This window comes from Burkholderia sp. MSMB1589WGS (assembly GCF_001636105.1).
In the GTDB taxonomy this organism is placed as follows: domain Bacteria; phylum Pseudomonadota; class Gammaproteobacteria; order Burkholderiales; family Burkholderiaceae; genus Burkholderia; species Burkholderia humptydooensis.
Genome location: NZ_LNJT01000007.1, coordinates 1,064,532 through 1,081,754, shown reverse-complemented (window position 1 = coordinate 1,081,754; position 17,223 = coordinate 1,064,532). Strand labels below are relative to the sequence as shown.

General features: G+C 69.4%; 17 protein-coding genes. 4 read left to right on the top strand and 13 right to left on the bottom strand.

Annotated features, from left to right (window positions below):
• Positions 1-103: 103 nt before the first annotated feature.
• The 5 genes from WT16_RS12970 to WT16_RS12950 are packed head-to-tail and all read right to left on the bottom strand — an operon-like array spanning position 104 to position 5,634.
• A complete protein-coding gene (locus tag WT16_RS12970) occupies positions 104-1,210 on the bottom strand; it encodes a glycosyltransferase (RefSeq protein ID WP_006025520.1) in 1,107 nt (368 codons plus the stop codon).
• 27 nt (positions 1,211-1,237) lie between these two features.
• Positions 1,238-2,260, bottom strand: a complete 1,023-nt coding sequence (gene galE / locus WT16_RS12965) for a UDP-glucose 4-epimerase GalE (protein ID WP_063533468.1) — start codon at positions 2,258-2,260, stop codon at positions 1,238-1,240.
• A 14-nt stretch (positions 2,261-2,274) separates the two neighbouring features.
• Entirely contained in the window at positions 2,275-3,411 is a 1,137-nt protein-coding gene (locus WT16_RS12960; RefSeq protein ID WP_009913369.1) for a glycosyltransferase family 4 protein, read from the bottom strand.
• Between the two features lie 55 nt (positions 3,412-3,466).
• Positions 3,467-4,303 (bottom strand): glycosyltransferase, encoded by an 837-nt coding sequence (locus tag WT16_RS12955; protein ID WP_063533467.1) that lies wholly within the window; start codon positions 4,301-4,303, stop codon positions 3,467-3,469.
• Complete coding sequence (locus tag WT16_RS12950; RefSeq protein WP_015600605.1) at positions 4,300-5,634, bottom strand: oligosaccharide flippase family protein; 1,335 nt, start codon at positions 5,632-5,634, stop codon at positions 4,300-4,302. The genes WT16_RS12955 and WT16_RS12950 overlap by 4 nt, the downstream gene beginning before the upstream one ends.
• Before the next feature lie 157 nt (positions 5,635-5,791).
• On the opposite strand from WT16_RS12950, the gene WT16_RS12945 reads away from it, so the two are divergent.
• The 4 genes from WT16_RS12945 to waaA all read left to right on the top strand — a co-directional run bounded on the left by WT16_RS12945 (position 5,792) and on the right by waaA (position 10,719).
• Positions 5,792-7,210 carry a phosphomannomutase/phosphoglucomutase gene (locus WT16_RS12945; RefSeq protein ID WP_082874794.1) on the top strand — a complete coding sequence of 473 codons (1,419 nt, stop codon included), beginning with the start codon at positions 5,792-5,794 and terminating at the stop codon, positions 7,208-7,210.
• Between the two features lie 108 nt (positions 7,211-7,318).
• Complete coding sequence (gene waaC, locus WT16_RS12940) at positions 7,319-8,386, top strand: lipopolysaccharide heptosyltransferase I (protein WP_197486473.1); 1,068 nt, start codon at positions 7,319-7,321, stop codon at positions 8,384-8,386.
• A gap of 25 nt (positions 8,387-8,411) precedes the next feature.
• Positions 8,412-9,296, top strand: a complete 885-nt coding sequence (locus tag WT16_RS12935; RefSeq protein WP_006025527.1) for a Kdo hydroxylase family protein — start codon at positions 8,412-8,414, stop codon at positions 9,294-9,296.
• 37 nt (positions 9,297-9,333) lie between these two features.
• Entirely contained in the window at positions 9,334-10,719 is a 1,386-nt protein-coding gene (waaA, locus tag WT16_RS12930; protein ID WP_063533465.1) for a lipid IV(A) 3-deoxy-D-manno-octulosonic acid transferase, read from the top strand.
• Positions 10,720-10,806: 87 nt separating this feature from the next.
• Here the strand turns inward: waaA and ureG are convergent, their stop codons facing one another.
• The 8 genes from ureG to urtE all read right to left on the bottom strand — a co-directional run bounded on the left by ureG (position 10,807) and on the right by urtE (position 17,220).
• On the bottom strand, positions 10,807-11,457 hold the full coding sequence (ureG, locus tag WT16_RS12925; RefSeq protein ID WP_015601222.1) for an urease accessory protein UreG: 651 nt from the start codon (positions 11,455-11,457) through the stop codon (positions 10,807-10,809).
• 30 nt (positions 11,458-11,487) lie between these two features.
• Positions 11,488-12,168: an urease accessory UreF family protein gene (locus tag WT16_RS12920; RefSeq protein ID WP_063533464.1), complete on the bottom strand. Its 681-nt coding sequence runs from the start codon at positions 12,166-12,168 to the stop codon at positions 11,488-11,490.
• Positions 12,155-12,736: an urease accessory protein UreE gene (gene ureE / locus WT16_RS12915; protein WP_063533463.1), complete on the bottom strand. Its 582-nt coding sequence runs from the start codon at positions 12,734-12,736 to the stop codon at positions 12,155-12,157. The genes WT16_RS12920 and ureE overlap by 14 nt, the downstream gene beginning before the upstream one ends.
• 17 nt (positions 12,737-12,753) lie before the next feature.
• Entirely contained in the window at positions 12,754-14,460 is a 1,707-nt protein-coding gene (ureC, locus tag WT16_RS12910) for an urease subunit alpha (RefSeq protein ID WP_006025532.1), read from the bottom strand.
• A gap of 52 nt (positions 14,461-14,512) precedes the next feature.
• Positions 14,513-14,818, bottom strand: a complete 306-nt coding sequence (locus tag WT16_RS12905; protein WP_006025533.1) for an urease subunit beta — start codon at positions 14,816-14,818, stop codon at positions 14,513-14,515.
• Positions 14,819-14,907: 89 nt separating this feature from the next.
• Positions 14,908-15,210, bottom strand: coding sequence for an urease subunit gamma (gene ureA, locus WT16_RS12900; RefSeq protein ID WP_006025534.1), 303 nt, complete (start codon positions 15,208-15,210; stop codon positions 14,908-14,910).
• Between the two features lie 221 nt (positions 15,211-15,431).
• On the bottom strand, positions 15,432-16,307 hold the full coding sequence (locus tag WT16_RS12895; RefSeq protein WP_063533462.1) for an urease accessory protein UreD: 876 nt from the start codon (positions 16,305-16,307) through the stop codon (positions 15,432-15,434).
• Between the two features lie 220 nt (positions 16,308-16,527).
• Positions 16,528-17,220 carry an urea ABC transporter ATP-binding subunit UrtE gene (urtE, locus tag WT16_RS12890; protein ID WP_006025536.1) on the bottom strand — a complete coding sequence of 231 codons (693 nt, stop codon included), beginning with the start codon at positions 17,218-17,220 and terminating at the stop codon, positions 16,528-16,530.
• Positions 17,221-17,223 lie beyond the last annotated feature (3 nt).

Genomic DNA, 17,223 nt, shown 5'->3' with positions numbered 1-17,223 from the left:
GCGAAGCCCGCGCTCGTTCAGAACGGGCCGCTCCATGAAAAAAGCGTGAGTCGAAAAATCGATTCGCGCTTTTTTCATCGCCCGCCGTTTTGCCCGCGCCGCGTCACCGCTTCGGCCGCTGCTTGCGAATCACCATCCACCTCGGCGACTTGAACCGCACGATGCTCACGTAGAGCCACACGTAAGTGAGCGCGAACACGATGACGAACGCGAACAGGTGGATCGTGTGCTGCCAGAAGAGCGTCGCGGGAACCACCGCGATGAGGCAGAGCAGCCACAGATACGGTGACGTCAGCGAGTTCCGGCGCGTGAGCTCGTGCGCGGCGCGCGTGCCGACCGCCCAGCGCATCAGCCGCTTGTAGACGAGCATGTGCAGGTGCACGCCGTCCGGGATGCCCGGCGACATCCCGCGAACGAATTTCTTCCGGTAGATCGAGAAGCAGGTCTCGAAGATCGGGTACATGAAGAGCAGCACCGGGTACCACGCGGACACTTCGCGGTGCCGCATCACGAGCGAGATCGCGAGCTCGGCGAGCATGAAGCCGATGAAGTACGCGCCGCCGTCGCCGAGGAAGATGAGGCCCGCCGGGAAGTTCCAGATGAAAAAGCCCATGATCGCGCCCATCATCACGATCGAGCCGGACATCACGATCGGGTCGCCCACCTGGAACGCGACGTACGCGAGCGATGCGAACATCATGAACGCGACCATCGATGCGAGGCCGTTGAAGCCGTCGATGATGTTGACCGCGTTCGCGAGCGCAGCGACGGCGAGCACCGTGACCGCGGCCGAGATCGCCTTGTAGCTGAGCAGGAAGTCGAGGGGCGGCACGCTGATGCGCGTGATCGCGATGCCCATCAGCACGAACGCGAGCGCCGCGGCCGCCATCGTGCAGACGAGCCGCACCGCGGGCGTCACTTTCTTCGTCAAGTCTTCGATCAGCCCGGACGCGAAGGCGGGCAGCCCGCACGCGGCGAGCCCGAGGATGCCGCCCGCGATCGCCGGGTAGCGGCGCGACAGCAGCGCCGTCGCGGCAACGAGCCCGATCAGGATGCCGATGCCGCCCACGCGCGGCACCGGTCGCGCATGGAATTTCTGCACGCCGGCAAGATCGTTGTCGATCGAGAATTTCTCGTGCAGATGCGCATAGCGGACGATGAGCAGCGTGACGAGAAGCGAGACGATGAAGCCGACGGCGAAGCTGAGCATGGGCGTGCCCGGAAATTGGACAGCGGATTATACAAAACCGCGCGGGTTGTTTTCCTGCCAGCGCCAGTGGTCCGCGCACATCCGGTCGAGGTCGCGTTCGGCCTTCCAGCCGATCACATCGGCCGCCGCGGCGGGGTTCGCGTAGCACTCGGCGACGTCGCCCGGGCGGCGCGCGACGAGCTCGTACGGCACGGGCCGCCCCGAGGCCTTTTCGAACGCGCGCACGACTTCGAGCACGCTGTAGCCGCGGCCCGTGCCGAGGTTGACGGTGAGGCTCGCGTCGCGGCGCTCGAGCGCGTCGAGCGCCGCGATGTGGCCGCGCGCGAGATCGACGACATGGATGTAGTCGCGCACGCCGGTGCCGTCGGGCGTCGGGTAGTCGCTGCCGAACACGCGCAGCTTCTCGAGCTTGCCCACCGCGACTTGCGCGACGTACGGCATCAGGTTGTTCGGAATGCCGGCCGGGTCCTCGCCGATGAGGCCGCTCTCGTGCGCGCCGACCGGATTGAAGTAGCGCAGCGTCGCGACGCGCCAGGACGGATCGGCGATTTCGACGTCGCGCAGGATCTGTTCGGCCATCAGCTTTGTCTGGCCGTACGGGTTGGTCGCCGAAAGCGGGAACGTCTCGTCGATCGGCGAGCGCTCGGGCACGCCGTACACGGTCGCCGACGAGCTGAACACGATCCGCTTCACGTTGCGCTCGCGCATCACGCGCAGCAGCGACAGCAGGCTGTCGAGGTTGTTGCGGTAGTACTCGATGGGCTTCGCGACCGATTCGCCGACCGCCTTCAGTGCCGCGAAGTGAATCGCGGCCGTGATCGGATGCGCGTCGAAGATCCGCGCGAGCGCGCGCTCGTCGCTCACGTCGACTTCGTGGAACGCGGGCGTCTTGCCGGTGATCTTCTCGATCCGCGCGATCGCCTCGCGCTTGCTGTTGACGAGATTGTCGGCGATCACGACGTCGTAGCCGTGCTCGAGCAGTTCGACGGCGGTGTGCGAACCGATATAGCCCGCGCCGCCGGTGACGAGGATCGTGCCCTTCGTGCTCATTGCTGATTGCTCCGTCAAAGTGTGATGCCCGTCAGGGCGGAAATGGTCTGATGATAACGGTCGACGACCTTCGCTTCGTCGAATTCCGCGACGACCTTCTCCCGGCCGCGCTCGCCCATCGCGCGCCGCTCGGCCGCGCTCATGTCGAGCATCCGCGCGAGCTGCGCGGCGAGGCTCGCGCTGTCGCGGGCCGCGCACAGAAGGCCCGTGCTGCCGTCGGCGACGACGTCGCGGCAGCCCGGCACGTCGGTCGCGACGATCGGCCGGCCCATCGCGGACGCCTCCATCAGCGTGCGCGGCACGCCCTCGCGATACGAAGGCAGCACGACGCAGTCGGCGCCGGCGATGTGCGGCCGCACGTCGTGCGCCTCGCCGAGATAATCGATCACGCCTTCGCGCACCCACGCGTCGACGTCGGCCTGCGAGATCGCGCTCGGATTGTCTACGCCGACCGGGCCGAGCAGCGCGAAGCGCGCGTGCGGATAGCGCGCGCGCAGCGTGCGCGCCGCGTCCACATATTCGCGCACGCCCTTGTCCCACAGCAGCCGGCCGATCAGCACGAACGTGAACGTGTCGCGCGCGGGCAGCGGCGCGAGCGCGAACTGCTCGAGGTCGACGCCTTCGCCGTGCAGCAGGCGCGCGCGCGCCGGATGCGCGAGGAGCTGCTCGCGCGTGAACGTGTCGAGATCGTCGCGGTTCAGGAACCAGACTTCGCGCGGAAAGCGGAACGCGAAGCGGTACAGTTGCTTCGCGACGCGTGCGGCGCGGCTCTTCTGGATGAACACGTAGCCGAGGCCCGTCGTCACCGCGATCGACGGCACGCGCGCGAGCCATGCGGCGACGGAGCCGTAGATGTTCGGCTTGATCGTGTAATGGAACACGAGATCGGGCCGGATTTCGCGATAGTGCCGATAGAGCGCGACGAGCGTGCGCAGGTCTTCGCGCGGGCTCGTGCCTTTGGACGCGACGGGCAGCTCCGCGTAGCGGCAGCCCATCCGCACGAGCGGCTCGACGGTGCGGTCGCGCGGCGCGAGCACCGTCACCTGCGCGCCGCGCGCGATCAGCATGCGGATCAGGCCGTGCCGGTACGTGTGGATCGCCCACGCGGTATTGCAGACGAGAACGATGCGCAGGGCGGAAGCGGAACTCATGTCGGGCTGAAAAAAATGGTCGGATGCGCGCACGAGCGCGATGGGGCGCGGCGCGTCACGCCGCGCCGCCCGGGTTGAACAGCAGGCGCTTCGCGCGCTGCAGCGTCGAGTAGGGCGTGACGAAATGCAGCAGGTTTTTCGCGACGCCGAGCCAATCGCACGGATTGAGCGGATCGAAGTAGCGCAGCGCGAGCGCGAGCGTCGACGCGATCTGCCGCCGCCGCTTCGTCGCGCTGATGCCGCCCTCGTTCAATTCGTAATACAAGCCGAGCTCCGGCAAATTCGCGCAATCGTAGCGTTCCATTAACCGTAAAAAAAGATCGAGGTCTTCCGCTGCGCGATATTTGATCCGATAGTTGCCGACTTCCTTCACCGCCGCGACATCGAGCATCATCGACGGATGGACGAACGGCGAGCGCAGGAAGCGCGTGCGGCGCAGCGTCGCCGGATCGGCGCTCGGGGTCAGCATGAAGAGCGGCCGGCCGTCGCGCGCGACGACCTGGGCCCACGTGCCGAGGCCCGCGACGTTCGGATGCGTGTCGAAATACGCGCGCTGCTTCGCGAGCCGGCCGGGCGCGGCGAGGTCGCCCGCATCGATGCGGGCCGCGTAGCGCACGCCGCGCGCGGCGAGCGCGTCGATGCCGGCCGCGAGCGCGCGCTCGATTCCGCCGTTTTGCGGCATCCGCAGCACGTCGACCGACAGCCCCGGCAGCTCGGGAGCGGCGATGGGCGGCGTGCTGCCGTCGTCGACGACGAGCACGTGCACGGGCGCGTCCTCGCGCAACGACGTCAGCGTGCGCAGCAGATCGTCGTGCGCGTTGTACGCGGGAATCAGCACGGCGACGTCGTCGAGCGGGCGGGCGGCGCCGGGCGGGGCGGAGGAAGGCGTCATGGGCGCAGCTTCAGGCGAATGTAGTGGAAATTGACCGACGCGGCGGCGAGGTAGCCGGCGGCGAGGCCCGCGAGCGCGCCGTGGAGGCCGAGCGCGGGGATTGCGATCAGGTTCACGAGCGCGGCGAGCGCGAGCGCCATCGACCATTTCGCGAGCAGCACGAACTTCGCCTGATATTTGAGCACGACGAGATTGCCGATCGCCTCGATGCCGGCCGGCACCGACAGCCACACCGCCCAGCGGAACACGTCGACCGACGTGTCGAAGCCGGGGCCGAACACCTTGCGGATGATGAAGCCCGCGAGCAGGTCGAGCACGAGCGCGCCCGCGACCATCAGCGCGGCCGTCATGCCGATCAGGCGCCACACGTTGCGGCGCAGTTGCAGCGCGTCCTGCACGCGGTAGACGAACGCGGGCGCGATCGTCTGCGCGAGCATCAGCGCGAGCGTGATCCAGTTCTCGTTCAGTTGCTGCGCGGCCGCGTAGCGGCCGAGCTCGGCGAACGACACGTAGCGCTCGAGCATCAGCCGGTCGAGCTTCAGGAACAGGTACATGCAGACGAGGCCGAGCCAGAACACGGTGCCCGCCGTCGCGAACTCGCGCACGAGCGGCCGCTCGACGCGCCAGCCGAGCGCGCCGCCGTTGCGGCTGCGGTAATACCAGATCAGCGCGGCCGCGATCGCCGCGGCTTCGAGCGCCCACAGCCAGCCGAAGCGCGCGGGCGCGGCGGCCGCGCGCACGAAGAGCCACACGAGCGCCATCTTCGCGAGCGCGGCCGCGATGCTCGCGAGCAGTTGCGGCTTGCTGTACGTCATGCTCTGCAGCCACGCGTTGACGATGCCGACGAACGGCTCGCGCAGCGCGAGCGTTACCGCGAGCCCGGCCAGCATCGCACCGACGAGCGGATCGAACGCGCCCAGGGCGATGGCCGCCCACGTGAGCGCGAGCGCCGCGACCGACACCGCGAAGCGCAGCGCGAACGCGCTGCCGAGCACGGCGCCCAGTTGCGCGCCCGTGCGCTGGACGATCGTCGGCACGAGGATCTCCGCGCCGCATACCCACGTGAGCGGCGCGAGCACGAGCAGGAGCGTGTTCGCGTATTGCCATTTGCCGAACGCGTCGGGGCCGAAGTAGCGGGCGAGCAGGCCGCTCACGACGATCGCGACGCCGATCTGCGTGAGCCGCTCGAGCCCGAGCCACGCGAGGTTCGCGACGGCCTTCGCGACGTCGGGGTTCGACAGCCTGGATTTCAGCATCGCGCGCGGCACGGCAGCGTGCGCGAGATGACCGGGCCGGCCGACCGCGGGAGCGGTTTTGCTGCGATGAAGCATTCAGGCATTAAAATGGGCGCGATCGGCGTAGCTGAAACCAGCGATTATAAGTTGGATCGGATTCGCTTCCGGTATCCAGAGGGCCTCGCGTTGCCCCTCGTCGGTCCGTTCGGGCGATATTTTTTTACGCATTCGCGTTGAGGCGGCCAAATTTTTTATGGACGACACAGAGAGTGAATCGATGATCTCCCAATCCATCTTCAAGGCATACGATATTCGGGGCGTGATCGGCAAGACGCTCGACGCCGGCGTCGCGCGCTCGATCGGCCGCGCATTCGGCAGCGAAGTGCGCGCGCAGGGCGGCGACGCGGTCGTCGTCGCGCGCGACGGCCGGCTGTCGGGCCCCGAGCTTGTCGGCGCGCTCGCGGACGGGCTGCGCGCGGCGGGCGTCGATGTCGTCGACGTCGGCATGGTGCCGACGCCTGTCGGCTACTTTGCGGCGAGCGTGCCGCTCGCGCTGCCGGGCGGCGAGCGCCGCGTCGATTCGTGCATCGTCGTCACGGGCAGCCACAATCCTCCCGACTACAACGGCTTCAAGATGGTCCTGCGCGGCGCCGCGATCTACGGCGAGCAGATCCAGGGCCTCTACAAGCGCATCGTCGACGCGCGTTTCGAAACCGGCAGCGGCTCGTATGAGCAATACGACGTCGCCGACCAGTACGTCGAGCGGATCGTCGGCGACATCGATCTCGCGCGGCCGCTGAAGCTTGTCGTCGACGCGGGCAACGGCGTCGCGGGCCCGCTCGCCGCGCGCCTGTTCAAGGCGCTCGGCTGCGAGCTCGTCGAGCTCTTCACCGACATCGACGGCAACTTCCCGAACCACCATCCGGACCCGGCGCACCCGGAGAACCTGCAGGACGTAATCGCGAAGCTGAAGACGACCGACGCCGAGATCGGCTTCGCGTTCGACGGCGACGGCGACCGCCTCGGCGTCGTCACGAAGGACGGCCAGATCATCTATCCGGACCGCCAGTTGATGCTGTTCGCCGAGGAGGTGCTGTCGCGCAATCCGGGCGCGCAGATCATCTACGACGTGAAGTGCACGCGCAATCTCGCGCACTGGGTGCGCGAGAAGGGCGGCGAGCCGCTGATGTGGAAGACGGGCCACTCGCTCGTGAAGGCGAAGCTGCGCGAAACCGGCGCGCCGCTCGCGGGCGAGATGAGCGGCCACGTGTTCTTCAAGGATCGCTGGTACGGCTTCGACGACGGCCTCTACACCGGCGCGCGCCTGCTCGAGATCCTCGCGCGCGTGGCCGATCCGAGCGCGCTCCTGAACGGCTTGCCGAACGCGGTGTCGACACCCGAGCTGCAACTGAAGCTCGACGAAGGCGAGAACGTGAAGCTGATCGACAAGCTGCGCGCCACCGCGAAGTTCGACGGCGCCGACGAGGTCGTGACGATCGACGGCCTGCGCGTCGAGTATCCGGACGGCTTCGGCCTCGCGCGCTCGTCGAACACGACGCCCGTGATCGTGCTGCGCTTCGAGGCGACGTCCGACGCGGCGCTCGCGCGAATTCAGGACGATTTCCGGCGCGCGCTGAAGGCGGCGAAGCCGGACGCGAACCTGCCGTTCTGAGCCTGACGGCGGCGCGTCACGCGGCGAGGGCGGCTTGCCCGAGCTTGCGCTGACGCAAGCCTTGTCGAAAAAGCGGCGACGCAATCGTGCGTTCGCCGCTTTTTGTCTGTGCCGGCCGCCCGGCGCGATAAAATCCGTCCTTTCGGTCTGTGCCGGCCGCCGCCGGCCATTTTTTTCAGCGTGCAAAAAATTCTGATCGTGCGCGTGTCGTCGCTCGGCGACGTCGTGCATAACATGCCGGTGATCGCCGATATTCGCCGGCGCCATCCCGATGCGCAGATCGACTGGCTCGTCGAGGAAGGCTTCGCCGATCTCGTGCGGCTCGTCGACGGCGTGCGCAACGTGCTGCCGTTCTCGCTGCGGCGCTGGCGCAAGCGCCTGAGCGCGTCGCAGACGTGGCGAGAGATCCGCGCGTTCCGGCAGCGCCTGGCCGAAGAGCGCTACGACCTCGTGATCGACTGCCAGGGGCTCATCAAGACCGCGTGGGTCGCGAGCTGGGCGCGCGGGCCGCTCGTCGGCCTCGGCAACCGCACCGACGGCGCCGGCTACGAGTGGCCGGTGCGCTTCTTCTACGACAGGCGCGTGCCGATCGCGCCGCGCACGCACGTCGTCGAGCGCTCGCGGCAGCTCGTCGCGGCGGCGTTGGGAGACCCCGCGCCGACGCCGGGCGATCCGGTCGACTTCGGCCTCGACACGCACGGCGCGGCGCGCGCGCTCGCGTCGCTCGACCTGAACCTGCCGGTGCCGTACGTCGTGTTCGTCCACGCGACGTCGCGCGCCGACAAGCAGTGGCCCGACGACGCATGGATCGGCCTGGGCGAGGCGCTCGTGCGGCGCGGCGCGTCGCTCGTGCTGCCGTGGGGCAGCGACGCCGAGCGCGCGACGAGCGAGCGTCTCGCGAAGGCGTTCGGCGCGGCGGCGATCGTGCCGCCGAAGCTGTCGCTGCCCGCGGTCGTCGGCTTGATCGACGGCGCGGCGGCGACAGTCGGCGTCGATACCGGCCTCATCCACATCGCGGCGGCGCTGAAGCGCCCGACCGTCGAACTGTACAATTTTGCGACAGCCTGGCGCACGGGCGGCTACTGGTCGCCCAACGTCGTCAACCTCGGCACCGCCGGCGCGCCGCCATCCCTTTCGCAGGCGAAGGACGCACTCGCGTCGTTCGGCCTCTTGTAATCCCGAGTCATCCCGACAGGCGATCATGAGCGAATCCCAGATCATCGAAATTGCGTCCGCCGACTGGAGCGGGCAACAACTGTCCGTGCCGCGCGAGCAACTGCTCGCCGGGCTCGAGGACGGCAAGGTGCTGTTCTTTCCGCGCCTGCGCTTCGCGATCGAAGGCGGCGAGGAAGCGCTGCTCGATCCGGCGCTCGCCGATCCGAAGCGCAAGAACATCAGCCTCGCGCCGAACGGCGGCACGCTCGCCGGCGTGGCGGGCGACGCGGTCACGCAGTCGGCCGTGCGCGCGCTGATCGCGCGCTTCCAGCAGCAGGCGGGCATGCTCGTCGACGGGCTCTTTCCCGAGTACCGCGGCAAGCTGCGCGTCGCGCCGACGAGCCTGCGCCTGATGCAGGTCGAGACGCGCCAGACGTCGTGGCGCAAGGACGACAGCCGGCTGCACGTCGACGCGTTTCCGTCGCGGCCGAACTACGGCGAGCGGATCCTGCGCGTGTTCACGAACGTGAATCCGGCGGGCGTGCCGCGCGTGTGGCGCGTCGGCGAGCCGTTCGAGGCCGTCGCGAAGCGCTTTTTGCCGCACATCAAGCCGCAGTTGCCGGGCTCCGCGCGGCTGCTCGAACTGCTGCACGTGACGAAGTCGCGCAGAAGCGCGTATGACCACCTGATGCTGAACCTGCACGACAGCATGAAGGCCGATCTCGACTACCAGAAGAACAGCCCGCAGCAGACGATGCCGTTTCCGTCGGGCAGCGTGTGGGTGTGTTTCTCCGATCAGGCGTCGCACGCGGTGATGTCCGGCCAGTTCATGCTCGAGCAGACCTTCTTCCTGCCGGTCGGCGCGATGGTTCGCCCGGAGCGCGCGCCGCTCGGCATTCTCGAGCGCCTGCAGGGCAGGGCCCTCGTTTGAGCGCGCGCGACTGGTTCGCCGCCGGAGCCGCCGCGCGATGCTGAGGGCGATCTATCGCGCGCTGTGGTGGCTGATCGCGCCGCTCGCGGTGCTGCGCCTTCTGTGGCGCTCGCGCAAGGAGCGCGGCTATCGCGAGCACGTCGGCGAGCGCTTCGGCTTCGGGGCGGGGCGCGCGCTCGCGCGCCACGTCGACGAATCGACGCCGGTCGTCTGGGTGCACGCGGTGTCGGTCGGCGAGACGCGCGCCGCGCAGCCGCTCGTCGACGCGCTGATGCGCGCGCGCCCCGACGTGCACGTGCTGCTCACGCACATGACGCCGAGCGGCCGCGCGACGGGCGAGCAGATCTTCGGCGAGCGCGTGTCGCGCTGCTATCTGCCGTACGATCTGCCGCACGCCGTGCGGCGCTTCCTGCATGCATGGCGGCCGTCGCTCGGGCTCGTGATGGAGACGGAAGTGTGGCCGACCCTCATCGACGAATGCCGCCGCGCCGACGTGCCGCTCGTGCTGACGAATGCGCGGATGTCGGCGCGCTCGTTCGGGCGTGCGATGAAGTTCGGCTCCGCCGCGCGCGAAGTGTTCGGCGGCTTCTCGCGCGTGCTCGCGCAAAGCCCGGCCGACGCGCAGCGCCTGAGCGCGCTCGGTGCGCGCAACGTCGCGGTGCTCGGCAATCTGAAATTCGACATGACGACGCCGCCCGAGCTCGCCGCGCGCGGGCGCGCGTGGCGCGCGGCGATCGGCGGGCGGCCGGTGTGGGTCGCGGCGAGCACGCGCGACGGCGAAGAGGCGCTCGTGCTCGACGCGTTCGCGGCGCTGCGGACGCCGGACGCGCTGCTGATCCTCGTGCCGCGTCATCCGCAGCGCTTCGCCGAAGTCGCGGCGCTCGCCGAGCGGCGCGGGCAGCGCCTCGTGCGCCGCACCGAATGGGCGGCCGACGCGACGGCCGCCGCCGCGGGCCGGCCGGCCGCATCCGCGCTGCCGGCGGATGTCTCGGTGCTGCTCGGCGATTCGATGGGCGAGCTGGGCGCGTACTATGCGGCCGCCGATGTCGCGTTCATCGGCGGCAGCCTGCTGCCGCTCGGCGGCCAGAATCTGATCGAGGCGTGCGCGGTGGGCGTGCCGGTGCTGATCGGGCCGCACGTGTTCAACTTCACGCAGGCGACGGCCGATGCGGTCACGGCGGGCGCGTGCGCGCAAGTGCAGGACCCGGCCGACCTCGCGCGCACGCTCGACGCGCTGTTCGCCGATCACGCGCGCCGCGCCGCGATGGGCGCGGCGGGCGCCGCGTTCGCCGCGCGGCATCGCGGCGCGACGGCGCGCACCGTCGACGTGCTGAACGCGCTGCTGCCGCCGCCGCGCGTCGCGTCGGCGGCAAACGACGAAGGCGAGGCGGGCGGGCTCGACGCGGGCGCCGCAATCGACTGAGCGGCGCGCGCGGGCGCCGTATTCATGCCGTCTCGGCGGCCGCGTCGCGCGGCGGCCGTGCGGCGCGGCCGCGCGAATGCTCGGCGCTCAGACCGTCAGCAATCCTTTCTTCTCGATAAATGCGATCACGTCGGCGACGCCATCGAGCGCCTTCAGATTGCACATCACGTACGGGCGCTCGCCGCGCATCTTCTTCGTGTCGGACGCCATGACGTCGAGGTTCGCGCCGACGAGCGGCGCGAGGTCCGTCTTGTTGATCACGAGCAGATCCGATTTCGTGATGCCCGGGCCGCCCTTGCGCGGAATCTTCTCGCCGCCCGCGACGTCGATCACGTAGATCGTCAGGTCCGACAGCTCGGGGCTGAACGTCGCCGCGAGATTGTCGCCGCCCGATTCGATGAACACGATGTCCGCGTCCGGAAAGCGCGCGAGCATCCGGTCGACCGCCTCGAGATTGATCGACGCATCCTCGCGGATCGCCGTGTGCGGGCAGCCGCCCGTCTCGACGCCCATGATCCGCTCTTCGGGCAGCGCGCCCGCGATCGTCAGGAGGCGCTGGTCTTCCTTCGTGTAGATGTCGTTCGTGATCGCGACGAGGTCGTAGCGCTCGCGCATGCCCTTGCAGAGCATTTCGAGGAGCGTCGTCTTGCCGGAGCCGACAGGGCCGCCGATGCCGACGCGCAGCGGCGGGAGCTTCTTCGTGCGGCGGGCTGCCGCCGCTGAGCGAGGTGCGTTCATGATTCGGTGCGTGACAATGCTCTGGGGTGCTTATGAACGGAACAGCCGCGAATACTGCGATTCGTGCCGCGCGGACAGGATGCCGAGCTGCGGCGCGAACGTGTTGATCGCATCGGGCGGCGTCGCGAGCGCGCGGCGCACCGCGTCGCGGATCGGTTCGCGCAGCGCGACGATGATTTTCTGGCCGGCGAGCTGGCCGAGCGGCACCGCCTTGATCGCGGCGGCCGTCTGGTTCTCGACCCAGCCGAACGCATACGCGGCGAGCGCCGCGTCGGGCGTCGCGCCGTGCGCGGCGGCGGCGAACGCGAACGCGCTCGGCAACGCGATCGGCGAGATCGACGCGAGCGTCGCGCGGCGCGCGGCGTCGCCCCATTCGAGCGATGCGCAAAGCTGCGCGAGCGACCAGCCCATCTGCTCGGTCTCGCGGCGCAGCTCCGACGATTCGCGGCTCGCGACGAATTCCTCGTTCGCGTCGGCGAGCGCCGTCGCGTCGTGCGCGTGCCAGCGCGCGAGCTGATGCGCGAGGAACGGCAGCTCGCCGTGCGCGAGCACGTCGGCAAGCCCGCTCGCGATCCAGTCGCGCACGCCGTCGGCATTGCGAATCAGCGGCGCGTCGAGCGCCGCTTCGAGCCCCTGCGAATAGCTGAACGCGCCGATCGGCAAGGCCGGCGACGCGAGGTGCAGCAGCGCGACGAGCTCAGCGGTGTCCATGACCGTGGCCGTGCGAGCAGGACGGACCATGCTGGTGATCGTGCGAGTGGCCGTGATGCTCGTCGAACACCTGCTGCGCGAGCGCGTAATCCTCGGCGAACGTCGCGTCGTGCCCGTGACGGTGCCCGCCGCCATACGCGCCGGCCTCCGGCTGGAACGGCGCGTTCGCGCGCTCGATCGTCGCGCCGAGCCGCGTCAGCATGTCGGCCAGCACCGGATCGTATTCGAGCTTCAGGCAGCCCGCGCCGATTTCGACGGGCGTATGGCGGTTGCCGAGGTGATACGCGGCGCGCGTGAGCGTGAGCGCGTCGGGCGCGCGCACGAGCAGCACGGCCTCGTGCGCGGCGGCCACGCGCACGAGCGCGCCGTCGTCGGCGACAAGCACGTCGCCGTCGTGCAATACGGTGCCGCGCGGCAGCACGAGCGCGACGTCCTCGCCCGTGTCGAGCGTCGCGGCGAGCCGGCTCCGGCAGCGCGCGTCATAGGCGAGCGTGAGCGCAGGCGCGCGCGCGACGAGCGTCGCGGCGAGTTTCACGTTCGGGGCGATGCGTTTGTCGATCGTGCGCATGATGATTCGTCAGGACTTCAGAACAGGAAGTAGCGCTGCGCCATCGGCAGCACGGCGGCGGGCTCGCAGGTGAGCAGCGCGCCGTCGGCGACGACGTCGTAGGTTTCGGGGTCGACGCTGATGGCCGGCTGCCATGCGTTGTGGATCATGTCGCGCTTCGTCACCGTGCGGCAGCCGCGCACCGGCACGAGCCGCTTCGCGAGTCCGTAGCGTTTGCCGATGCCCGCGTCGAGCGCGAGCTGCGACACGAACGTGAGCGACGTGCGCGCGAGCGCGCCGCCGCGGGTGGCGAACATCTCGCGGTAGTGGACAGGCTGCGGCGTCGGGATCGACGCGTTCGGGTCGCCCATCTGCGCGATCGCGATCATCCCACCCTTGACGATCATCGCCGGCTTGACCCCGAAGAACGCGGGCTGCCACAGCACGAGGTCCGCCCATTTGCCCGGCTCGATCGAGCCGACTTCGTGCGCGATGCCGTGCGTGAGCGCCGGATTGATCGTGTACTTCGCGACGTAGCGCTTCGCGCGGAAATTGTCGTTGCGCGCGCTGTCCTCGGCGAGCGCGCCGCGCTGCACCTTCATCTTGTGCGCGGTCTGCCACGTGCGGATGATCACTTCGCCGACGCGGCCCATCGCCTGCGAATCGGACGACAGCATCGACAGCGCGCCGAGATCGTGCAGGATGTCCTCGGCCGCGATCGTTTCGCGGCGAATCCGCGATTCGGCGAACGCGAGATCTTCGGCGATCGACGGATCGAGGTGATGACAGACCATCAGCATGTCGAGGTGCTCGTCGAGCGTGTTGATCGTGTACGGGCGCGTCGGATTCGTCGACGACGGCAGCACGTTCGGCTCGCCGCACACCTTCAGGATGTCGGGCGCGTGGCCGCCGCCCGCGCCCTCGGTGTGGTACGTGTGGATCGTGCGGCCCTTGAACGCGGCGACCGTCGCCTCGACGAAGCCGCCTTCGTTCAGCGTATCGGTGTGGATCGCGACCTGCGTGTCGGTGTCGTCGGCCACCGTCAGGCAGTTGTCGATCGCGGCGGGCGTCGTGCCCCAGTCCTCGTGCAGCTTCAGGCCGATCGCGCCCGCCCCGATCTGCTCGACGAGCGGCTGCGGCCGGCTCGCGTTGCCCTTGCCGAGAAAGCCGAGGTTGATCGGCCAGCCGTCGGCCGCCTGCAGCATCCGTTCCAGGTGCCAGGGCCCCGGCGTGCAGGTGGTCGCGTTCGTGCCCGTCGCGGGGCCCGTGCCGCCGCCGATCATCGTCGTTACGCCGGACGCGAGCGCCTCGTCGATCTGCTGCGGACTGATGAAGTGGATGTGCGTATCGATGCCGCCCGCCGTCACGATCAGGCCTTCGCCCGCGATGATCTCGGTCGCCGCGCCGATCGCGATCGTCACGCCGGGCTGGATGTCCGGATTGCCCGCCTTGCCGATCGCCGCGATGCGGCCGTGCTTGATCGCGATGTCCGCCTTCACGACGCCCCAGTGATCGAGGATCACCGCGTTCGTGATTACGGTGTCCGCGACGTCGGCCGCGCTCAGTTGCGATTGCCCCATCCCGTCGCGGATCACCTTGCCGCCGCCGAACTTCACTTCCTCGCCGTAGATCGTGTAGTCGCGCTCGACTTCGATCAGCAGCCCGGTGTCCGCGAGGCGAATGCGGTCGCCCGTCGTTGGCCCGTACATTTCCGCGTACGCGCGGCGGCTCAAACGTAATGTCATGTCGTCGAATCCTTCGGATGCCCGTGCGGGCGTGTCAGCGGAGCGCCGGCGCTCAGAGCGGCCCCATCACCTTGCCCTGGAAGCCGTAGACGGCGCGCGCGCCCGCGAGTTCGACGAGCTCGACCGTGCGCGTCTGGCCCGGCTCGAAGCGCACCGCGGTGCCCGCCGCGATGTTCAGCCGAAAGCCGCGCGCGGCCGCGCGATCGAACGACAGCGCGTCGTTGACTTCGTGGAAGTGATAGTGCGAGCCGACCTGCACCGGGCGATCGCCCGTGTTCGCGACGACGAGCGCGATCGTGTGGCGGCCGGCGTTCAACTCGTGCTCGCCGTCGTCGGTGAGGAGTTCGCCGGGAATCATGCGGCCCTCCGGCGTTGCGTGCGATGGGCGCGGAGTCCGCTGCCGGACGGCGGGAGGAAATGAGCCATGCAGTGAATCATGACGCGCCTTCACGGAATCGGGTGGTGGACGGTTACGAGCTTCGTGCCGTCGGGAAACGTCGCTTCGACCTGGATGTCGGGAATCATCTCGGCCACGCCTTCCATCACGTCGTCGCGCGTGAGCAGCGTCGTGCCGTAATGCATCACTTCGGCGACCGTCTTGCCGTCGCGCGCTGCTTCCATCAGCGCGGCGGTGATGAACGCGACCGTCTCCGGATAATTGAGCTTGAGCCCGCGCGCGCGGCGGCGCTCGGCGAGGAGCGCCGCCGTGAAGATCAGCAGCTTGTCTTTTTCTCGGGGAGTCAGTTTCATGAAAGAAACATTTTGGAAAACGTAATATTCGTGCGGCGCGTGTCGCAGCAGTCGCGAAGCTATCGTAGCACCGCGAACGTGCGCGTGCGGCGAAGCCTTCAGGTGTAAGTGAGCAAGGCATGTGCCATGCGTGTTGCGCGCGCGTTCATGCCGCGCGGCGGTGCGGCGCGCACCGCGATGGCGCGTTTTTCCGAAAGGCGTGCGTCAGGAATGTGCGGCGTTCAGGTTTGCCAGAGGCGCAGCGGTTTCGCGTCGACGCCGTGGATGATCGGGCGCAGCGCGAGCCATTGCTCGGCGAAGAGACGCTGCAGCGCCTCCATCGAATGCGCGAGCGCGCGGATCAGCATCGTGCCGGGCGCGACGCAGGTGACGCCCGCGCGCAGCGCGTCGTCGAACGGCAGCGCGGGCACGATCGATTCGGCGAGCGCGTCCGTGCAGGCCGCGCCGAGCGCCCACAGCGTGCCGTACACGGGAAAGCCGCCGAGCCCTTGCGGCGCGGCGCGCAGCGGATCGCCTGCATCGAGGCGCGCGCGCTCGACCCACATCGGCCCGCCCGACGGCCCGACGATCTTCGAGAACGACGCGATGCTGCCCGCCGACCAGGCTTCGCCCGCCGCCTGGCGGCCGAGCTGCGTCGCGTCCCAGCCGAGCGCGCTCGCGCCGTCGCCGAGCTTCAGCACGAATTCGAGCGACGCGTGCGCGGCGTCGAAGAACAGGTTGTTCTGCGGCAGCCAGTCGAGCTTCGCGCGCGCGCCGACGTCGATGTCGATCCGCTGCCGCGCGTCGAGCCCGTTCGACTTGTACCACTTCGTCGCGCCGGGCGTCGTCAGCACCGCGTGCGTGTCGGCGCCGAGCTTCACGTCGATCTCGAGCCGGTCGCCGCCCGCGACGCCGCCCGGCGGATGCACGATCACCGCGTGGCAGATCGCGTCGCCTTCCGGATAGAGCGGGCGCTGCACGCGCAGCGGGCCGACGTGCCGCCGATGCGCGAGCGCCGTGCGCCCGCCCGGCTGCCGCTCGAAGCCGAGTTCGAGGCGGGCGTGCCACGCCTTGGCGGCGGGGCGGATGAGGCGGGCGTGGGTTTCGTGGGCGGACATCGGTCGAATCGGGAGAATCGGGGAAGCGGGCGCGCCAATGCTACAGGATACCGGCTCGCCGCCGCGCGCGGCGGAGGATGACGATGGCGCGCGAACGCGAGCGCGCGCGCGGATGGGCACCGAAGCCGGCCGCTCGCGGACGGCGTACCGCGTCGTGCGCGCCGGGCATGCGACGCATGCCGCCCGGCCTGCACGCCGATGCGGACGCGGGCGCCGACGCTCAGACCGCGATCAGCTCGCGCACGCCGTGCGCGTCCATCTCGCTGCCCGCGCCGCCCGCGACGATCTCGCCGCGGCTCATCACCCAGTAGCGGTCGGCGATCGAGCGCGCGAAATCGTAGTACTGCTCGACGAGCAGCACCGTCATCTTCGTTTCGCCGACGAGCTGCCGCAGCGTGCGGCCGATGTCCTGGATGATCGACGGCTGAATGCCTTCCGTCGGCTCGTCGAGGATCAGGAGCTGCGGCTCGCTCATCAGCGCGCGGCCGATTGCGAGCTGCTGCTGCTGGCCGCCCGACAGATCGCCGCCGCGGCGCGCGCGCATGTCCTTGAGCACCGGAAAGAGCGAGTAAATCCGGTCGGGCACTCTGGACGGCGCCTTGCGGCTCGCCGCGCCGACGAGCAGATTCTCCTCGACGGTGAGGCGCGCAAAGATGTCGCGGCCCTGCGGCACATAGGCGAGCCCCGACGCGACGCGCGCATGGGGCGGCAGCGCGCCGAGCGGCTTGCCGCGCCACGCGATGCTGCCGCTTTTCGTCGGCACGACGCCCATCAGGCAGCGCAGCAACGTCGTCTTGCCGACGCCGTTGCGTCCGAGCAGCACGGTGAGCCGGCCTGCTTCGGCGGTGAGGCTCACGTCGCGCAGGATGTGGCTGCCGCCGTAGTACTGGTTCAGCGATTCGATTGTCAGCATCGC